The sequence below is a fragment of the Mesorhizobium sp. WSM4848 genome (genome assembly GCF_055811375.1).
In genome coordinates, this window is record NZ_JBVVPX010000033.1 from 1 (window position 1) to 18,508 (window position 18,508).

Genomic DNA, 18,508 nt, shown 5'->3' on the forward strand with positions numbered 1-18,508 from the left:
AACCGGATGGCCATCTGGTTCGAGGCTCAGTCGCTTACATCGCACAAAAAACCTTCCGTGCAGATACAAGGGGTGCTCCAGCTTGGCACCGACGCACTCCGTCCAACACCCCTCTTCCGTCTCGGCGCTGCGCGCCGATCCACCTTCTCCCACAGGGGGAGAAGGGGAGGCGCGCGTCCGCAGAAATCAGTCTGTAACTATCCGACTTTGCAGTCGAACGGTGACCGCGGCTCTAGTCATCGGGATCGTTTGCACCGCGACTACATTGTTGTTTGAATTAGCTTTTCCATTTCTTGAAAAGCTTGTTGCTTTCCTACATACTTCGGCGAGCAGGCAAGCGATGCGCAAACATGGTCAAGTTCCACGAACGGCAGGGGAATGATCCATGACCGAAGCTGACGGCCAAGGACGGCCGACCTCGGACGGCGACCCGGATGGGCGCGATCATGTCAGGCGCATCCCCGACATCATTTCGCTGGTCAAGGACTCCTACAAAGAATTGCGCCCGGCGGAGCGGCGCGTCGCCGATGTCGTGCTCGACGACGTCAGGTTCGCCGTCGACGCCTCCAATGCCGTGCTCGCCCAGCGCGCCCAGGTCAGCGAGCCGACGGTGACCCGGTTCTGCCGCGCCATCGGCTGCGAGGGGGTGCGCGATTTCAAGCTGAAGCTGGCGCAGAGCCTGGTCGTCGGCGCGCTCTATCTGAGCAAGCCGCCGCCGGTGAGCAGCGACAATGGCATGCCGTTCTGGAATGCCGTGTTCGGCGAGGCACGCCGGGCGCTGCAGGAGGCCGAACGGCAGCTTGATCCGGCGCAGCTGGTGAAAGCCGCCGATCTCATCGCCAAGGCGCGCCAGGTCACGGTGTTCGGCCTCGGCGGCAGCTCTTCGGCGCTGGCACAGGAGACCCAGTACCGGCTATTCCGCTACGGCATCACCGTCAGCGCCCAGTGCGACCCCTACCTGATGCGGATGACCGCCTCGACCCTGAAGCCCGGCGACCTGGTGATCGCCATTTCGGCGACCGGACGCACCCGCGAAGTGATCGAGGCCGTCGAGCTGGCCAGGGATTACCGCGCCAACGCGATCGGCGTGACCGCGCCCGACACCGAGCTTGCCCGCGCCTGCGACGTCAGGCTGACGGTGGCGGTGCCCGAATATCCCGACACACTGAAGCCGACCGCCTCGCGCTTCGCCTTTCTGGCCGCGATCGACCTGATGGCGGTGGCGGCCGCCTACAAGCTCGACGGCTCGGCCCGCGAAACGGTCCGCCGCATCAAATACAACGCCCAGATCCACAGGACGGGCAAGGAGATGGAGCCGCTGGGAGATTGAAGGCCCCCTCATCCGGCCGCTTCGCGGCCACCTTCTCCCCGTTGGGGAGAAGAGGGTTGGCGCCGGCGTCGACAGCCTCCTCTCCCCTCGGGGAGAGGTCAGCCGAGCGAAGCGGAGGCTGGGTGAGGGGGCAGCGCCGACTTGGAAAGGTAGAAGGACCACAAATGCTCGACATGGCACCCTCAAAACAGGCGGCCAGCTGGCTTTCCTCGCTCTCCCGCGCCCTCGAGGCGGGCGACGCCGCGGCCGCGACCATTCTGTTCGCCGAGGACTGCTACTGGCGCGATCTGCTGACCTTCACCTGGAACATCAAGACGATGGAAGGCCGCGCGGCGATCCGCGACATGCTGGAAGCCACGCTGGCGGCGACCAAGCCGACTGCCTGGCAGCTCACTGGCGAAGCAAGCTCGCACGAAGGCACGATAGAAGCCTGGTTCAGCTTCGAGACGTCGGCGGCGTGGGGCCAAGGCATCATGCGCTTGGCAGAAGGCAGATGCCGGACGCTGTTCACGGCGATGAGCGACCTCAAGGGTTTTGAGGAGCGCAAGGGACCGGCGCGGCCGCTGGGTGTTCGCCACCAGGCCGACCCGGACCGCGAGACCTGGGCTGAGGCGAGGGCGCGCGAGGCGCGTGATCTCGGTGCCCTTGAGCAGCCCTATTGCCTGGTCATCGGCGGCGGCCAGGGCGGCATCATGCTGGGCGCACGGCTACGGCAGCTCGGTGTGCCGGCCATCGTCATCGAGAAGAATGCGCAGGCCGGCGATTCCTGGCGCAACCGCTATCGCTCGCTCGTGCTGCACGATCCGGTCTGGTACGACCATCTGCCCTACATCCCGTTTCCGGAAAACTGGCCGGTGTTCACGCCCAAGGACAAGATGGGCGACTGGCTGGAAATGTATACGCGCGTCATGGAGCTCAATTGCTGGACCTCCACGCGATGCGTCAGCGCGTCCTATGACGCGGCGGAAAAAATCTGGACGGTTGAGGTCGATCGCGCCGGCGAGCGCATCACGCTGATGCCAAAACACATCGTCTTTGCGACCGGCGCCTATGGCCCGCCGCGGCAGATCGACCTGCCCGGCGCCGAGGCGTTCCACGGCGAGATCCTGCATTCCAGCCAGTATTTTAGCGGCGAGAAATTCCGCGGCAGACGCGTCGCGGTCATCGGTGCAGCGAGTTCGGGGCACGATGTCGCCGTCGACCTCTGGGAGAGCGGCGCTGCGGTGACCATGATCCAGCGCTCGCCGACGACCGTGGTCAAGTCAGACACGCTGATGGAGGTCGGCTTCGAGATCTTTTCGGAAAAGGCGCTGGCCCGCGGCATCACCACCGAAAAAGCCGACATGATCGTCGCCTCGACGCCGTTCGCACTGCTGCCGCAAGGCCAGCGGGCGCTCTACGACATCATCAAGGCACGCGACGCGGCCTTCTACGACCGCTTGTGCGGCGCTGGCTTCGCCATCGATTTCGGCGACGACGAGACCGGGCTGCTGATGAAGGCCTACCGCACCGGCTCGGGCTACTACATCGACGTCGGCGCTTCCGATCTGATCATCGACGGCGAGATCGGCATCCGCAGCGGTCTCGAGATCAAATCGCTGACGCCGACCGGAATCCTGTTCGACGACGGCAGCGAACTGGCGGCCGACGCGATCATCTCCTGCACCGGCTATCAGTCGATGAACGAAACCGTGGCGGCGATCGTCTCGCGCGAGGTCGCCGACAAGGTCGGACCGTGCTGGGGACTCGGCTCTGGTACCAGGGGCGACCCGGGACCATGGCAAGGCGAATTGCGCAACATGTGGAAGCCGACGGCACAGGAAGCGCTATGGTTCCACGGCGGCAATCTGGCGCTGTCGCGTTTTTACTCGAAATATGTGGCGTTGCAGATCAAGGCAAGAATGGAAGGGGTTGCGACGCCGGTCTATGGTGCGCCTCTTCCTTCTCCCCATGTGGGAGAAGGTGGCCGAGCGAAGCTCGGTTGGATGAGGGGTGCTCCAGCTTGACACTGCGGCATTCCGTCCAACACCCCTCAACCGTCTTGGCGCTGCGCGCCAATCCACCTTCTCCCACAAGGGGAGAAGGGTAGCCGCCCAGCCTTCACCCACGCCCGAAATGCCGGCTCACCACATCGACATGCGTCTCATGCGCATGCGCTTCGAAGCGTTCGGTATCGCCAAAATCGTTAGCCGCTTCGTTCGGCCACCAGGTGCCGCCAATCACGATGCCGTCCGAGACCAGCCGCTGCTCGGCGACCAGCGAGGCGCCGACCGCATCGACAAAGGTAAAACGGCCCGGACGCAGCCGCAGCACCGCGATGTCGCCGACGGCCCCGACCTTAAGCGTGCCAAGCTCTGGCCTTGCGATCGCCTCGGCCGGCCGTTGTGTCGCCGCGCGCAGCACCTCGACCAGCGGCATGCCGAGTGCCAGCAATTTCGACATGCAGACCAGAATGTCGAAGGCCGGACCGTCGACGCAGTAGAGATGCACGTCGCTGCTGATCACGTCAGGCGCCAACCCTTCGCTGAGCATCGCCCTGGCGACCGCGAAATCGAACGAGCCCATGCCGTGGCCGATGTCGAAGATGACGCCGCGCTCGCGCGCCAGCCGCATGTCGGGCCGCACTGCGCCCGAGGCGAAGACCGGCGCGTTGGGAAACGGCCGGAAGCAGTGGGTCAGGACATCGCCCTTGCGCAGCCGCGGCAGCACTTCCGAGCGGCCCGGCGGCGGCTCGTCGATATGCGCCATCAGCGGCAGGCCGGCCTGGTCGGCGGCCTCGAGCGCCAGATCGACCGGCGCGATGCCGCTGCTGCCGCCGGCATGGCGACCCGAGCGTACTTTTACGCCGACGACCACGTCTGCGTGCTCGCGCACCGCCGCCACCGTCTCGCGCGGTTCGCAGAGGCGCAGATCGCTGCACTCGCCGACCGAAACGGTCTGCGAGAAGCCGAAAATGCCGGCAAAGGAAATGTTGACATAGGCCAGGATGCGGACTTTCGAGCGCTCGATGACGTGGCGGCGAAAGCCGAGGAAGTTGCCGGCGCCAGCACTTCCGGCGTCGATGAAGGATGTGGTGCCGCTTTTTGCGGCGAGGCGGTCGGCATCGACGCCGAGCGAGGTGCCGCCCCAATAGACGTGGCTGTGCAGGTCGATGAGGCCGGGCGCGACGATGGACCCGGTCGCATCGATGACGCGCGCGGCGCGCTCGAAGGGAATGTCGGCATCGATCGCGGCGATGCGGCCGTTGGCGATGGCCAGATCGCGTCGCGCGTCGAGGCCGGACCCCGGATCGATGAGGCGGCCGCCCTTCAGCAGGAGGTCAAATTGCATCGGCGTCCGGCTCCTGTCTGTTCTCGTTCAAACCGGCCTGTCCGAGCAATTCTCATACAGCCCGTGTTGGAAAGCAACATTTTTCGGATTTCATGTTGCTTTATTACAGGAGCACCAGCATCCTATTCGTGAGCGGTGCGTGGGGATCCCACAAACAGGCAATTCATATAGGCCGGCGATCCTTCGCGCCCCCCTCTGTCCTGCCGGACATCTCCCCCACACGGGGGGAGATCGGCCGTCATCACTGATTTCGCCAACCACCAACCTTGCAAGACGGGCGCTGTCGGCGAAACTGCCGATGTCCCGCCGACTTCCCGCAAGGTTCTGCCCGGCAGCAGCATTTTGGAAGGAGGGAAGCGGGCGCCATGCTCCGCCCGAACCACTCACCGATCAATCCGCGTCGACAGGATGATCGACGACGATGTCCGCTCGACCCCGTCCATCGCGCCGATCTCATCGAGGAGCGTGTCGAGGTCCTTGATCGACGGCGCGTCGACGATGACGATCATGTCGAAATTGCCGCTCACCGAATGCAGCGTGCGCACTGGCGGCAGCGCCTGCAGGCTGCGCACCACCTTGTCGGCAAGTTTTGGCGTGACGGTGAGCAGGACATGCGCCCGCACCAGTCCCTGTTCGTAGTCGGGTGAAAGCCGGACGCCATAGCCGGTGATGATGCCGCGCTGTTCCAGCCGCTCGATCCGGCTTTGCACCGTTGTCCGCGACACGCCGAGTCGCCGCGCCAGCTCGGCCGTCGAGGCGCGCGCATTCGCGCGCAGCAGGGAGAGCAGGGCCTGTTCGGCGTTGCTAAGCACTTTCGACGAGCCTCTTCGGCATATCGTTCAATTTGGCACTTCGTTTCGAACAGTTCAACGCTTCCTTTCGACAGGCAGGCTGCGATTCTATCGCTCTGAGAAGGCAAGGGCGAGGGAACTGTCATGAAGAACATCATCGTTGTCGGCGCCGGCAAGATCGGCTCGACCATCGCCGAGATGTTGGCTTCCACCGGCGACTATCACGTCACCCTCGTCGATCGCTCGGCGGCACAGCTCGGCGCGGCCGAACTGCCTGAAACGGTCGAGACGCTGCAACTCGACATCGAAGCACCAGGCACGCTCGAAACGGCCCTGGCCGGCAAGTTCGCGGTGCTCAGCGCCGCGCCCTTTCACCTGACCACGCGCATCGCCGAAGCGGCGGCCAGCGCCGGTGTGCATTATCTCGACCTGACCGAGGACGTCGTCGCGACCCGGCGCGTCAGGCAATTGGCGCGTACCGCCAGCAGCGCCTTCATCCCGCAATGCGGGCTGGCGCCGGGCTTCATCTCGATCGTCGCCGCCGATCTCGCCAGCCGCTTCGACACGCTGGAAAGCGTGCGCATGCGGGTCGGCGCGCTGCCGCAATACCCGTCGAATGCGCTGAACTACAATCTGACCTGGAGCACGGACGGCGTCATCAACGAATATTGCGAGCCTTGCGAGGCGATCGTCGAAGGCGAGCTGATCGAGGTGCCACCGCTGGAGGAGCGCGAGGAATTCTCGCTCGACGGCGTCACTTACGAGGCGTTCAACACATCCGGAGGGCTCGGCACGCTGGCCGAAACGCTGAAGGGCAAGGTGCGCACGCTGAACTATCGCACCATTCGCTACCCCGGCCACGCCTCGATCATGAAGGCGCTGCTCAACGACCTCGGCCTGCGCCACCGCCGCGACGTGCTGAAGGACATTTTTGAGAGCGCCCTGCCGGCGACGCTGCAGGACGTGGTCATCGTCTTCGTCACCGTCAGCGGCCGCAAGAACGGCCGCCTGCTGCAGGAGACCTACGCCAACAAGATCTACGCCAAGCGCGTCGGCGACAAGGTGCGCAGCGCCATCCAGATCACCACCGCCTCCGCCATCTGCGCGGTGCTCGACATGCTGGCCGACGGCACCTTGCCGGCGAAGGGTTTTGTCAAGCAGGAAGACATCGCGCTCGACGCCTTCCTCGCCAACCGCTTCGGCCGCGCCTACGCGCAGCACGAGATGGTTAGCCGGCTTGCGGGATGAGCTGTTTAATCTCCCCTCGAGGGGGAGATGTCGCCGAAGGCGACAGAGGGGGTCGCCTCGCGTAGAGCGCTAACCTCCATCTGTCGCAAGGGAGGTCGCATCCAGTCGAACCGACCCCCTCTGGCCTGCCCTCTTTGCCCACCACTTGGCATCTCCCCCTCAAGGGGGGAGATCACCTGCCCTCAAACATGCAGCGCGTGCCCAAGCGCCTTCAGCGCCGCTTCCTGAAAACCCTCGCCCTGCGTCGGGTGGGCATGGATGGTGCCGGCGATGTCCTCCAGCCGCGCGCCCATCTCCAGCGCCAGGCCGAACGCCGTCGACAGTTCCGACACGCCCTGGCCGACCGCCTGGATGCCGAGCACCAGATGGTTGTCGGCGCGGGCGACGACCCGGACGAAGCCATCCTCACTCATCTTGGTCATCGCCCGGCCGTTGGCGGCGAACGGAAACAGGCCGACCTTGACCTCGCCGCCAAGCCTCTTGGCCTCGTCCGGCGACAGGCCTGCGGTGACCAGCTCCGGATCGGTGAAGCAGATGGCGGGAATTGAGCGCTTGTCCCAGCTGCGCTTGTGGCCGGCGACGATCTCGGCGACCATTTCGCCTTGCGCCATCGCCCGGTGCGCCAGCATCGGCTCGCCGGTGACGTCGCCAATGGCAAAGATGCCGCGCATCGAGGTGCGGCAGTGGTCGTCGATGCGGATGAATTTACCCGCCATATCGAGGTCGATCTGCTCCAGCCCCCAGTCTTCGACCACCGGCTTGCGCCCGACGGTGACCAGGATCCTGTCGGCGGCGATCTTGACATTCTTGCCGCTCGCCGTTTCTACCAGCAGCGCATCGCCCTTGGTCGACAGGCCCTTGGCCTTGGCGTTCACGAGCACCTCGATGCCGAGCTCGGTGAGCCGCTTCACCACCGGCCGGGTCAGCTCGGCATCATATAGCGCCAGCACGCGCGGCAAGGCCTCGACCACGCTCACTTTGGCGCCCAGCTTGGCGAAGGCGATGCCGAGCTCAAGCCCGATATAGCCGCCGCCGACGACGGCAAGCCTTTCCGGCACTTCGCTCAGCGCCAGCGCTTCGGTCGACGAGATCACCGCGCCGCCAAACGGCAGGAACGGCAGCTCGACCGGCGCCGAGCCGGTGGCGATCACCACCGTCTCGGCGCGGACGACCTGCATGCCGGTCTCGGTTTGGACCTCGACGGTCTTGCCGTCGCGGAATTTCGCCCAGCCATGCACGGTCTTGACCCCGGCCTTCTTGAGCAGGCCGGCAACGCCGCTGTTCAGCCGGCTAACGATACTATCCTTCCAGGCGATGGTCGCTTCGAGGTCAATCGACGGCGTGGCGCCTGAAATGCCAAGCGGGCTCTTGCCGCCGGCCATGTGCGAGATTTTCTCGAACTCCTCGGCCGCATGGATCAGCGCCTTGGACGGGATGCAGCCGACATTGAGACAAGTGCCGCCCGGCTTGCCGAACTCGACGATCACCGTGTCGATGCCGAGCTGGCCGGCGCGGATGGCGCAGACATAGCCGCCCGGACCGGCGCCGATGACGAGCAGCTTGCAGGATATTTCCTTCATCATGGCTGTCCTTGCGCCGATGGCCGTTGCGCGCCTTTCCTTCTCCCCTTGTGGGAGAAGGTGGATCGGCGCGCAGCGCCGAGACGGATGAGGGGTGTTGGACGGAGTGCGGTCGGTGCCAAGCTGGAGCGCCCCTCATCCGTCGCCTTCGGCGACACCTTCTCCCACAAGGGGAGAAGGGGGAGCCAGCGTCCTGACGCCCCGAACGGCCTCCGATTGAGGGCGCGCTTTAACCTCATATCATCAATCCACAAAAATCAGCGCCGGGGTCTCCAGCAGCGTCTTGATCCGTTGAATAAACACCGCTGCGTCCCAGCCGTCGATGACGCGGTGGTCGAAGCTGGAGGACAGGTTCATCATCTTGCGCGGCATGAACTGGGTGCCGTCCCACACCGGCCGCACCATCATCTTGTTGACGCCGAGGATCGCCACTTCCGGATGATTGATCACCGGCGTCGTCGCCACGCCGCCCATGGCGCCGAGCGAGGTGATGGTGATCGTCGATCCCGACAGCTCGTCGCGCGTCGCCGTGCCTGACCTGGCCGCCTCGGCGAGCCTGAAAACCTCGGCGGCGCAGTCCCAGATGTCGCGTGCCTCGGCGTGCCTGACCACTGGCACCACCAGCCCGGAAGGTGTCTGCGCGGCAATGCCGATATGGACGCCGCCATGCTGGTGGACGATGCCGGCCTCGTCGTCGAACAGCGCGTTGATATTGGGCTGGTCGGCGATCGCCTTGACCATCGCCCGCATCAGGAACGGCAGCAGCGTCAGCTTCGGCCTCTCGACGCCGCTGCGCTTCTCCTTGTTGAGCGCCGCGCGCAAATCCTCCAGTGCCGTAACGTCGATCTCCTCGACATAGGTGATGTGCGGGATGCGCGACTTGGCCAGCGCCATCTTCTCGGCGATCTTGCGCCTGAGCCCGATGATCTTGATGTCCTCGACAGCCTCGTTGCGGGCGAGGCTGGAGACCTTCGCAAGCTGCGGTCCGCGCGCCAGGAAGCCGTCGATGTCCTCGTGGAGAATGCGGCCGGCCGGGCCGCTTCCCCTGAGCTGTCGGAGATCGACGCCGGCCTCTTTTGCCCTGAGGCGGACGGCCGGCGAGGCCAGCGGCTTTTCACCTTCGGGGCGCGGCGCGGCGGATAAAGCCGAACGGGGAGAATGGGTACCCCCACCCCTGGGGGAGGGGGATTCCCTCGCCGTGGCAGATTCATCCTCACGCGCGGGGGCTTTTGCGGACGGGTGCGAGACAGGTTTGGCTTCAGTGGCCGAACCGCGTCCCCCTCCCCCTTGTGGGGAGGGGTTAAGGGTGGGGGTAGCGCCGGTAGAGATTACCTCGCCGCCCAACTCCGCAGCTGCCTTCACATTGCCCTCGCCGGCCACTTTCAACCTGACAATGGGCGAGCCGATCGCCACCGTGTCGCCGATCTCGGCACCGAGCCAGACGATCTCGCCGTCGACTGGCGAAGGAATCTCGACCGTCGCCTTGTCGGTCATGACGGCGGCAAGCACCGCGTCCTCGCGCACGAGATCGCCGACCTTGACCTGCCACTCGACCAGCTCGGCCTCGGCGACGCCTTCGCCGACATCGGGCAGCTTGATCACATATTCGCCCATCGTCGTCTGGCCTCCCTCCTACAGCGCCGCGCGTCCTTTTGGACGCGCAAAGGACGCTGTAGCACTTTTGAATCTGCGCATGATCCTTTCCGAAAATCGATCTGATTTTTCGGGGTCATGCGCTAGGCTTCCATCGTTTCGACGAGCGCGCGGCCGAGCCTGGCCGGACCGGGAAAATAGTCCCACTCCTGCGCATGCGGATAGGGCGTGTCCCAGCCGGCGACCCGCACCACGGGCGCTTCCAGATGATAGAAGCAGTTTTCCTGCACCAGCGCCGACAACTCGGCGCCGAAGCCGGATGTCAGCGTCGCCTCGTGCACGATCACGCAGCGGCCTGTCCTGTTGACCGAGTCGACGATCGTCTCGAGATCGAGCGGCAGCAGCGTCCTCAGATCGATGATCTCGGCGTCGATGCCGGTCTCCTCTGCCGCCGCCTGCGCGACATAGACCATCGTGCCGTAGGCCAGCACGGTGACCGCGGCGCCCGGCCGACGAATCACCGCCCTGCCGAGCGGGACCGTGTAATGCCCGTCGGCGACCTCGCCGAGCTCATGCTTCGACCACGGCGTCACCGGGCGCTCGTGATGGCCATCGAACGGGCCGTTGTAGAGCCGCTTCGGCTCCAGGAATATCACCGGATCGGGATCCTCTATCGCCGCGATCAGAAGACCCTTGGCGTCATGCGGATTGGATGGCACGACGACCTTCAGGCCGGAGACATGCGTGAACAGCGCCTCCGGGCTCTGGCTGTGGGTCTGGCCGCCAAAAATGCCGCCGCCGGTCGGCATCCGCACCACGATCGGGCAGGTGAAATCGCCGTTCGAGCGGTAGCGTAGCCGCGCCGCCTCCGAGACGATCTGGTCATAGGCCGGATAAACATAGTCGGCAAACTGCACCTCGACGCAAGGTTTCAGGCCGTAGGCGGCCATGCCGATGGCCGAGCCGACGATGCCCGCTTCGCTGATCGGCGTGTCGAAGCAGCGGCTCTTGCCGTATTTCGCCTGCAGGCCTTGCGTGCAGCGAAACACGCCGCCGAAAAAACCGACATCCTCGCCGAACACGATGACGCGTTCGTCTCGCCCCATCGACACGTCCATGGCGTCGCGGATCGCCTCGATCATGGTCCGTCTTGGCATGGTCAGACCCCCGCCTGCTGGCGCTGGCGTCTGAGATGCGGCGGCATCTCGCCATAGACGCCCTCGAACATGTCGCGCGTCGAGGGCTTGCCGCCGGCATGCAGCGTGCCGTGGCGCTCGGCCTCCCTTTGCGCCGCGATCACCGTTTCGAGGATTTCCGCCTCGGCCTGGGTGTGGCGCTCGTCCGACCAGACACCGCGCTGGATGAGATGGTTCTTCAACCTTACTATCGGGTCGCCGAGCGGCCAGGCGTCGGATTCGGCCTTCGGCCGGTAGGCTGACGGGTCGTCGGAACTCGAATGCGCGCCGACCCGATAGGTGACATATTCGACCAGCGTCGGCCCGAGGTTTTTCCGCGCGCGCTCGGCGGCCCATTTGGCCACCGCATGGACGGCCAGATAATCGTTACCGTCGACCCGCAACGATGGAATGCCGAAGCCGAGGCCGCGGGCGGCAAATGTGCCGGAGCCGCCGCGGGCGATGCCCTGGAAGGTCGAGATCGCCCACTGGTTGTTGACGACGTTGAGCACGACCGGCGCCTTGTAGGTCGAGGCGAAGACCAGCGCCGAATGGAAGTCGGACTCAGCGGTTGAGCCGTCGCCGATCCAGGCGGCGGCGATCTTCGAATCATTGCTGATCGCCGAAGCCATCGCCCAGCCGACCGCCTGGATATATTGCGTCGCCAGATTGCCGGAGATCGAGAAGAAGCCGTGCTCCTTCGACGAATACATGATCGGCAGCTGGCGGCCCTTCAGCGGGTCGGCCTCGTTCGAATAGATCTGGTTCATCATCGTGACCATCGGATAGCCGTCGGCGATGAGCAGGCCGGCCTGCCGATAGGTCGGAAAGTTCATGTCGCCCGGCGCCAGCGCCTTGCGAAAGGCGCAGCTCACCGCCTCTTCGCCCAGATGCTGCATGTAAAAGGAGGTCTTGCCCTGGCGCTGCGCCATCTGCATGCGCGTGTCGAAGCTGCGCAGCGTCATCATGTGGCGCAGCCCTTCCAGCAACTCGTCGTCGGAAAGCAGCCCGGCCCACGGCCCGACGGCTTCGCCGGCGCGATTGAGCACGCGGATGATCGAAAACGCCAGATCGCGGATATCACGCGGATCGACATCGATCTCGGGACGCGGCACCGAGCCGGCCTTGGGAATGGTCACATCGGAGAAATCCGGCGTCCCGCCCGGCCGCACCTCGGGCTCCGGCACATGGAAGCGCAACATTCCCGCATCAGCCATGACCTTCGTCTCTCCCATGTTGCCCGACGCGATACTTGCACACCGGCAGACCAGTGCCAATTGGTCGGGCAAGGCTTCCGGCCAACCACCGCGCCGCCAGCAGCACGCGTCAGGATGAAGATATGTCAGCGAAATTTCTTGTCGATCTTCCGGCTCTGCGCGCAATTTGGCGCATGATTGCGCCGGGTTTCCCGCCAGATTGGACAAATGCGCGGCGTCTCCTTCTCCCCTTGTGGGAGAAGGTGTCGCCGAAGGCGACGGATGAGGGGTGTTCCAGCTTGGCACCGACGGCACTCCGTCCAACACCCCTCTTCCGTCTTGGCGCTGCGCGCCAATCCGCCTTCTCCCACAAGGGGAGAAGGAAGAAGCCGTTCACCCGGCGCTCGCATCATGCTAACCCGTAGCCCATGGCACAGAAGAAAGGTTACGAGGTCGATTCGTGGTTGGCGCGGCCGGACCCGCGTGTCTCGATCGTCCTGCTCTACGGGCCCGACCGCGGGCTGGTCGCCGAGCGCGCCCGCGCCTTTGCCGGCAAAACCGGCCTGCCGCTCGACGATCCGTTCTCGGTGGTCAGGCTGGACGGTTCGGAAGTCGATCGCGACGAGGGCCGCCTGCTCGACGAGGCACGCACCGTGCCGATGTTTTCGGACCGGCGCCTGCTCTGGGTGCGCAATGCCTCCGGACAGAAGGCGCTTGCCGACGACGTCAAGGCGCTGACCGCGGAGCCGCCGCGTGACGCCATCATCCTGATCGAGGCCGGCGACCTGAAGAAGGGCGTCGGGTTGCGCGCCATCGTCGAGGCGGCGGACATTGCCATGGCGCTGCCATGCTACGCCGACGAGGCGCGGGACATCGATACGGTCATCGACGACGAATTGCGCAAGGCCGGCATGTCGATGACGCTGGAGGCCCGCCAGGCGCTGCGCCGCAACCTCGGTGGTGACCGGCTGGCCTCGCGCGGCGAGATCGAAAAGCTGGTGCTCTATGCCCACGGCCAGGCCGAGATCGGCCTCGACGACGTCAAGGCGACGTCGGGCGACGTCTCCGGCCTGTCCTTCGACGACGCCGTCGATGCCTTGCTCGACGGCAAGGTCGGCGACTTCGACATCGCCTTCACCCGTCACTGCCAGTCCGGCGGTCAGCCTTTTCTGGTGCTGTCGTCGGCGATGCGGCAGCTGCAGGTGCTCCAGGCGATGCGCGGCCTGATGGATACCGGCGGCCGCAACGCCGCTTCGGTCGTCGCCGCGGCGCGGCCACCGGTTTTTTTCGCACGGCGCAAGCTGGTGGAAAAAGCCCTCGAACGCTGGAGCAGCGAGGCGCTCGGCCGCGCGCTCAACCGCTTGCAGACGGCGGTCCTGCAGACCCGCCGGCGGCCGGACCTCGCGGTCGCGCTGGCCCGGCAGGCGCTGCTCGGCATTGCCGTGGAGAGTGCAAGGTTGGCGCAGCGCACCTGATCTCCCCCCTTGAGGGGGAGATGTCGCCGAAGGCGACAGAGGGGGTCGCGGCGCGTGGAGCGCCGACATCTTCTTCGCTTCAGCAAGGTGCCGGCGCTTGATGTGAGACGACCCCTTCTGGCCTGCCGGCCATCTCCCCCTCGAGGGGGGAGATCAGCAGCCTCGGCGATTTCGCCAATCACCAGTGCTGAAAAAGGGAAGGGCGGCGGAAACGCTACAGCAGGTAGGCTGTAAGAACGCCTATCCGCGCCTAAAACAAGCAGGACCCTGAGGTCCCTTTGCCGGCTAATCAACCCTCCTGCTTCAGCCGCCGGCAAAGCTCATCGAGTTGCTCCAGCGTCCGATAGGCGACGCTGATCACGCCGCCGCGCTCGTTGTGCTCGATGGTGACGAACATGCCGAGCGTGTCGGTCATAAACTTTTCCAGCGCCCGCGTATCAGCATCCTTTTGCACCGGGGCTGCAGGCTGTCGCTTCACGGTCGGCGCACCCGCCGGCATCTGCGCCAATGCTTCAGCCTGGCGCACCGAAAGCCCGTCCTCGACGATGCGCTTGGCCAGACCCGCCGGATCCTGCGCCGTCACCAATGTACGGGCATGGCCGGCCGACAGCGCGCCGTCGACCAGCATGTCGCGGATCACCTCCGGCAGCTTCAACAGCCGCAGCGTGTTGGCGACATGGCTGCGGCTCTTGCCGATCACCTGGCCGAGATCGGCCTGGGTGTAGCCGTGATCGTCGATCAGCTGCTGGTAGCCCATCGCCTCCTCGACCGGATTGAGGTCGGTGCGCTGGACGTTTTCGATGATCGCCAGTTCGAGCGCGGTGCGATCGTTGACATCGCGCACGATGATAGGGATCTCGCTCAGTCCGGCGCGCTGCGCCGCGCGCCAGCGCCGCTCGCCGGCGATGATCTCGTAGCGGCCAGCCTGCGTCGGCGATGGCCGCGCCACCACCGGCTGCACCACGCCATGTTCGCGGATCGACTGGGCAAGATCGGTCAGGTCGGCGTCGCCAAAATGCCGGCGCGGATTCTTTGGGTTCGGGCTCAGGAACTCGATCGGCACATTGCCGTCGGCATTCATGCCCGGCTTTTCCGGCACTGCCGGACGATCGATTTCGCCGATCAGCGCTGCCAGTCCCCGGCCCAGTCTTTTTCTTGAAAGGTCTTCGCTCATCGTCTGTCCAGATCGTTTCAATTCGGCTTCTAGGCGGCGCGCAGTTTGCGCTCGCGGCGGATCACCTCGGAGGCAAGCTGCAGATAGGCCTGGCTGCCGGAGCATTTGAGGTCGTAGAGGATCGCCGGCTTGCCGTAGGACGGCGCCTCGGAGACGCGCACATTGCGCGGGATGACGGTTTCATAGACCTTGTCGCCCATGTGTGCCCGCACATCCTGCACCACCTGGTTGGCGAGGTTGTTGCGCCCGTCGAACATGGTCAGCACGATGCCCTGGATGGTCAGCTCGGGATTGATCGAGCGGCGGACCTGCTCGACCGTCTCAAGCAACTGGCTCAAGCCTTCGAGCGCGAAGAACTCGCATTGCAGCGGCACCAGCACCGAATCGGCTGCCGCCATCGAGTTCAGCGTCAGCAGGTTGAGCGACGGCGGGCAATCGATCAGCACATAGCCAAAATTCGCCGAGCGCTCCGCCGAGGCGCGCAAGGCGTTGCGCAGCCGCAGCACCCGGTCCGGCGCCGAGGCGATCTCCATCTCGATGCCGAGCAGGTCGAGCGTCGACGGCACGATCGACAGGCCCGGCACCGCCGTCGGGATCGCCGCCGCCTCCAGATCGAGTTCGCCGGTCAGCACGTCATAGGAGGAAACGGTGCGGTCGCGCCGGTCGATGCCGAGACCGGTGCTGGCATTGCCTTGCGGATCGAGATCGACGATCAGCACCCGCTCGCCGATCGCCGCCAGTGCCGTCGCCAGATTGATGGCCGTCGTCGTCTTGCCGACGCCGCCCTTCTGGTTGGCTACGGTGATGATTCGGGGGCCGTTCTTCATCATGGGTCTATGCCAGAAATTCATGCCGAGGTCGCCGATCTAAGTCAGTTGGCGCAAATCAGACAGTTCGAGGATGACGCCATGAGCGTCGGTCGCGCTGGCATGTTCTACCAGATCGAACGACCATCGTTGAGCGCTTTCTGCCACCTCGGTGCGGTAATCCCGGCCTTTGTGGAACAGGCCGAAGGCGCCCGTCGTCAGCCATGGCGCCGACAGTTCGAGCAACACCGGAAGCGCCGCCAGCGCTCTGGCAGTGACGATTTGGGGTGTCGAAACAAACGCATAGGCGTCATCAATGCGCCGCGCGACGACCCTGGCCGGCAGGTTGAACTGGCCGACGACCGCTTGCAGGAACGATGCTTTTTTCCGGTTGCTTTCAACCAGATCGATGCTGGCGCCGTCGCGCTCGGCAAGCAGGAAGGCCAGCACCAGGCCGGGAAAACCGCCACCGGAGCCGAGATCGAGCCAGCGCTTCGCGCTTGGCTTGATTCGCGCCAGCTGCGCGCTGTCGAGGATGTGGCGGCGCCAGACATCGTCCTGCGTCGACTGCGCCGCCAGGTTTATCCGGCGGTTCCATTTCTGAAAAACCGTCTCGAACTCTGCCAAGCGTTCGAATGTTTCACGTGAAACCGGACCGGCAGCCGCTTGCAGGCTCGCCCATGAGGCAGCGCTCACGCAACATTCCTTCGCGCAGCGGCTTCGGCGTTGCGGACATGCGCAACGATGATCGCCAGCGCCGCCGGCGTCATGCCTTCCATACGCTGTGCGTCGGCGATCGAGCGTGGCTGGCGCGCCAGCATCTTTTGCTTCAGCTCGTTGGACAGCCCCGGAACAGAAGCAAAATCGAGTGAAGCCGGGATCAATCGGCTCTCCTCATGCCTGATCTGCGTGACGTCAGCTTGCTGGCGATCGAGATAGACCGAATATTTCGCTTCCGTTTCAAGGCGTTCAGCCGTTTTGCTGTCAATACCCGCAAACTGCGGGGCGATTCTGGCCAGCCAGGCGACGTCGACACCGGGATAGGCCAGCAACTCATAGGCCGAGCGGCGCACCCCGTCCCGGTTGATCTCCAGCCCATGACGCGCCGCTTGGTTAGGGGTCATGGTAAAGCCAAGCGCAAGGTCCCTCGCCTTTTCAAGGTTCTGCACGACATCGCTAAACCGTTGCATCCGCTCCTGTGAGGCAATCCCGAGCTTCATCGCCAGCGGCGTCAGCCGCTCATCGGCATTGTCGGCCCGCAGCGACAGCCGGAACTCGGCGCGCGAAGTGAACATCCGATACGGTTCGGCGATGCCACGGCTGGTCAGGTCGTCGACCATCACCCCGATATAGGCCTCGGTGCGACTGAGCACGATTTGATCGCTTGCCGACGTTTTGCGCGCGGCGTTGAGGCCGGCCAACAACCCTTGCGCCCCGGCCTCCTCGTAACCTGTAGTGCCGTTGATCTGCCCGGCCAGAAAAAGACCGGCGATCCGCTTGGTTTCGAGCGTCGGCTTGAGCTCGCGCGGATCGACATGGTCGTACTCGATGGCATAGCCAGGCTGCAGCATGGTTGCGCGTCCAAGGCCCGGAATGGTTTTTAGAATGTCGAGCTGCACGTCCTGCGGCAGCGAGGTCGAAATGCCGTTCGGGTATACGGTATCGTCGTCCAGCCCTTCCGGCTCGAGAAAAATCTGGTGGCCTTCGCGGTCGCCGAACTTGACGATCTTGTCCTCGATCGACGGGCAGTAACGCGGTCCCACCCCTTCGATCGATCCGGAATACATCGCGGAACGGCCAAGATTGGCGCGGATCAGCTCGTGCGTCGCTCCAGTTGTGCGCGTGATGCCGCAATGGATCTGCGGATTGTCGATGCGGTCGGTCATCAGCGAGAACGGCACCGGGCGGTCGTCCGCCGCCTGGCTCTCCAGCGAGGCCCAATCGATCGTTCGTCCGTCCAGCCGCGGCGGCGTGCCGGTCTTCAGCCGTCCGAGCTTGAAGCCGGCGCGGCTCATCGTCGCCGACAGGCCAAGACTGGCCTGTTCGTTCATGCGGCCGGCAACGATTTTCTTCTCGCCGATATGGATCAGCCCGCGCAGGAAAGTGCCGGTGGTCAGCACCACGGCGCCGCAGGCAAGCCGGCGGCCCTCCGCCAGCAGCACCGCCGCCAGGCGCCCATTGGCGATTTCGAAATCCAGGACCTCGCCCTCGACCACGTCGAGACCGGCCTGTTCGCGAATCGCCGCTTGCATGGCGAGCCGATAGAGTTTTCTGTCGGCTTGCGTGCGCGGCCCGCGAACTGCCGGGCCCTTGCGGCGGTTGAGCAGGCGGAACTGGATGCCGGCCGCATCGGCGACGCGCCCCATCAGCCCGTCCATGGCGTCGATCTCGCGAACCAGATGGCCCTTGCCGAGCCCGCCGATCGCCGGATTGCACGACATGACGCCGATCGTCTCGAAGCGCAGCGTCACCAGCGCGGTCTTCGCGCCAGCGCGCCCGGCAGCACTGGCCGCCTCGCAACCAGCATGGCCGCCTCCCACCACAACCACATCATAGTGATCGGTCATTTCAGTGTTCCAGGTTCAGGTTGACCGACACATGTCCCCGCCAGGACGTGCTGTCAAGAACACGAAGTAGAGTCGTGTCAAGTGAGACTATGCGATGAAGCTATTGCGGCGCTGCCTCACGTGAGCAACGCTTGGTGAGTTTCCCTTCCTGTTAGACGCCGCCCCTCATCCGCCTGCCGGCACCTTCTCCCCGTATAGTGACGGGGAGAAGGGGGCTGTATCGATGGTTTCGCCAATGTCCAA

14 protein-coding genes are annotated in these 18,508 nt (G+C 64.9%); 4 read left to right on the forward strand and 10 right to left on the reverse strand.

Annotated features, from left to right (window positions below):
- Window positions 1–385 precede the first annotated feature (385 nt).
- Both AC0L16_RS25255 and AC0L16_RS25260 read left to right on the forward strand, forming a co-directional pair.
- Window positions 386–1,330, forward strand: a complete 945-nt coding sequence (locus AC0L16_RS25255) for a MurR/RpiR family transcriptional regulator (RefSeq protein ID WP_473623973.1) — start codon at window positions 386–388, stop codon at window positions 1,328–1,330.
- A 164-nt stretch (window positions 1,331–1,494) separates the two neighbouring features.
- Window positions 1,495–3,336, forward strand: a complete 1,842-nt coding sequence (locus AC0L16_RS25260) for a flavin-containing monooxygenase (protein WP_473623975.1) — start codon at window positions 1,495–1,497, stop codon at window positions 3,334–3,336.
- 94 nt (window positions 3,337–3,430) lie between these two features.
- On the opposite strand, the gene AC0L16_RS25265 is transcribed toward AC0L16_RS25260, so the two are convergent.
- Both AC0L16_RS25265 and AC0L16_RS25270 read right to left on the reverse strand, forming a co-directional pair.
- A complete protein-coding gene (locus tag AC0L16_RS25265; protein ID WP_473623976.1) occupies window positions 3,431–4,660 on the reverse strand; it encodes an amidohydrolase/deacetylase family metallohydrolase in 1,230 nt (409 codons plus the stop codon).
- A 383-nt stretch (window positions 4,661–5,043) separates the two neighbouring features.
- Window positions 5,044–5,472, reverse strand: coding sequence for an Lrp/AsnC family transcriptional regulator (locus tag AC0L16_RS25270; RefSeq protein ID WP_027153643.1), 429 nt, complete (start codon window positions 5,470–5,472; stop codon window positions 5,044–5,046).
- A 123-nt stretch (window positions 5,473–5,595) separates the two neighbouring features.
- On the opposite strand from AC0L16_RS25270, the gene AC0L16_RS25275 reads away from it, so the two are divergent.
- Window positions 5,596–6,699 (forward strand): saccharopine dehydrogenase family protein, encoded by a 1,104-nt coding sequence (locus AC0L16_RS25275; RefSeq protein ID WP_473623978.1) that lies wholly within the window; start codon window positions 5,596–5,598, stop codon window positions 6,697–6,699.
- Window positions 6,700–6,881: 182 nt separating this feature from the next.
- Here AC0L16_RS25275 and lpdA read toward each other — a convergent pair whose 3' ends face one another.
- From lpdA to AC0L16_RS25295, 4 genes are all read right to left on the reverse strand, one after another.
- Entirely contained in the window at window positions 6,882–8,279 is a 1,398-nt protein-coding gene (gene lpdA, locus AC0L16_RS25280) for a dihydrolipoyl dehydrogenase (protein WP_473623979.1), read from the reverse strand.
- A 243-nt stretch (window positions 8,280–8,522) separates the two neighbouring features.
- A complete protein-coding gene (locus AC0L16_RS25285; protein ID WP_473623980.1) occupies window positions 8,523–9,893 on the reverse strand; it encodes a dihydrolipoamide acetyltransferase family protein in 1,371 nt (456 codons plus the stop codon).
- A 122-nt stretch (window positions 9,894–10,015) separates the two neighbouring features.
- Complete coding sequence (locus AC0L16_RS25290) at window positions 10,016–11,029, reverse strand: alpha-ketoacid dehydrogenase subunit beta (protein ID WP_027153639.1); 1,014 nt, start codon at window positions 11,027–11,029, stop codon at window positions 10,016–10,018.
- A gap of 2 nt (window positions 11,030–11,031) precedes the next feature.
- On the reverse strand, window positions 11,032–12,264 hold the full coding sequence (locus AC0L16_RS25295; protein ID WP_473623982.1) for a thiamine pyrophosphate-dependent enzyme: 1,233 nt from the start codon (window positions 12,262–12,264) through the stop codon (window positions 11,032–11,034).
- Window positions 12,265–12,671: 407 nt separating this feature from the next.
- Between AC0L16_RS25295 and holA the strand changes: the two genes are divergently transcribed.
- Window positions 12,672–13,718 carry a DNA polymerase III subunit delta gene (holA, locus tag AC0L16_RS25300; RefSeq protein WP_473623983.1) on the forward strand — a complete coding sequence of 349 codons (1,047 nt, stop codon included), beginning with the start codon at window positions 12,672–12,674 and terminating at the stop codon, window positions 13,716–13,718.
- 289 nt (window positions 13,719–14,007) lie between these two features.
- On the opposite strand, the gene AC0L16_RS25305 is transcribed toward holA, so the two are convergent.
- The 4 genes from AC0L16_RS25305 to mnmG are packed head-to-tail and all read right to left on the reverse strand — an operon-like array spanning window position 14,008 to window position 18,265.
- Window positions 14,008–14,892 carry a ParB/RepB/Spo0J family partition protein gene (locus AC0L16_RS25305; RefSeq protein WP_473623984.1) on the reverse strand — a complete coding sequence of 295 codons (885 nt, stop codon included), beginning with the start codon at window positions 14,890–14,892 and terminating at the stop codon, window positions 14,008–14,010.
- Window positions 14,893–14,921: 29 nt separating this feature from the next.
- On the reverse strand, window positions 14,922–15,722 hold the full coding sequence (locus AC0L16_RS25310; protein WP_084646769.1) for a ParA family protein: 801 nt from the start codon (window positions 15,720–15,722) through the stop codon (window positions 14,922–14,924).
- A gap of 36 nt (window positions 15,723–15,758) precedes the next feature.
- Window positions 15,759–16,394, reverse strand: a complete 636-nt coding sequence (gene rsmG, locus AC0L16_RS25315; RefSeq protein ID WP_473623985.1) for a 16S rRNA (guanine(527)-N(7))-methyltransferase RsmG — start codon at window positions 16,392–16,394, stop codon at window positions 15,759–15,761.
- Complete coding sequence (gene mnmG / locus AC0L16_RS25320) at window positions 16,391–18,265, reverse strand: tRNA uridine-5-carboxymethylaminomethyl(34) synthesis enzyme MnmG (RefSeq protein WP_473623986.1); 1,875 nt, start codon at window positions 18,263–18,265, stop codon at window positions 16,391–16,393. Before mnmG ends, rsmG begins: the two co-directional genes overlap by 4 nt.
- Between the last annotated feature and the right edge of the window lie 243 nt (window positions 18,266–18,508).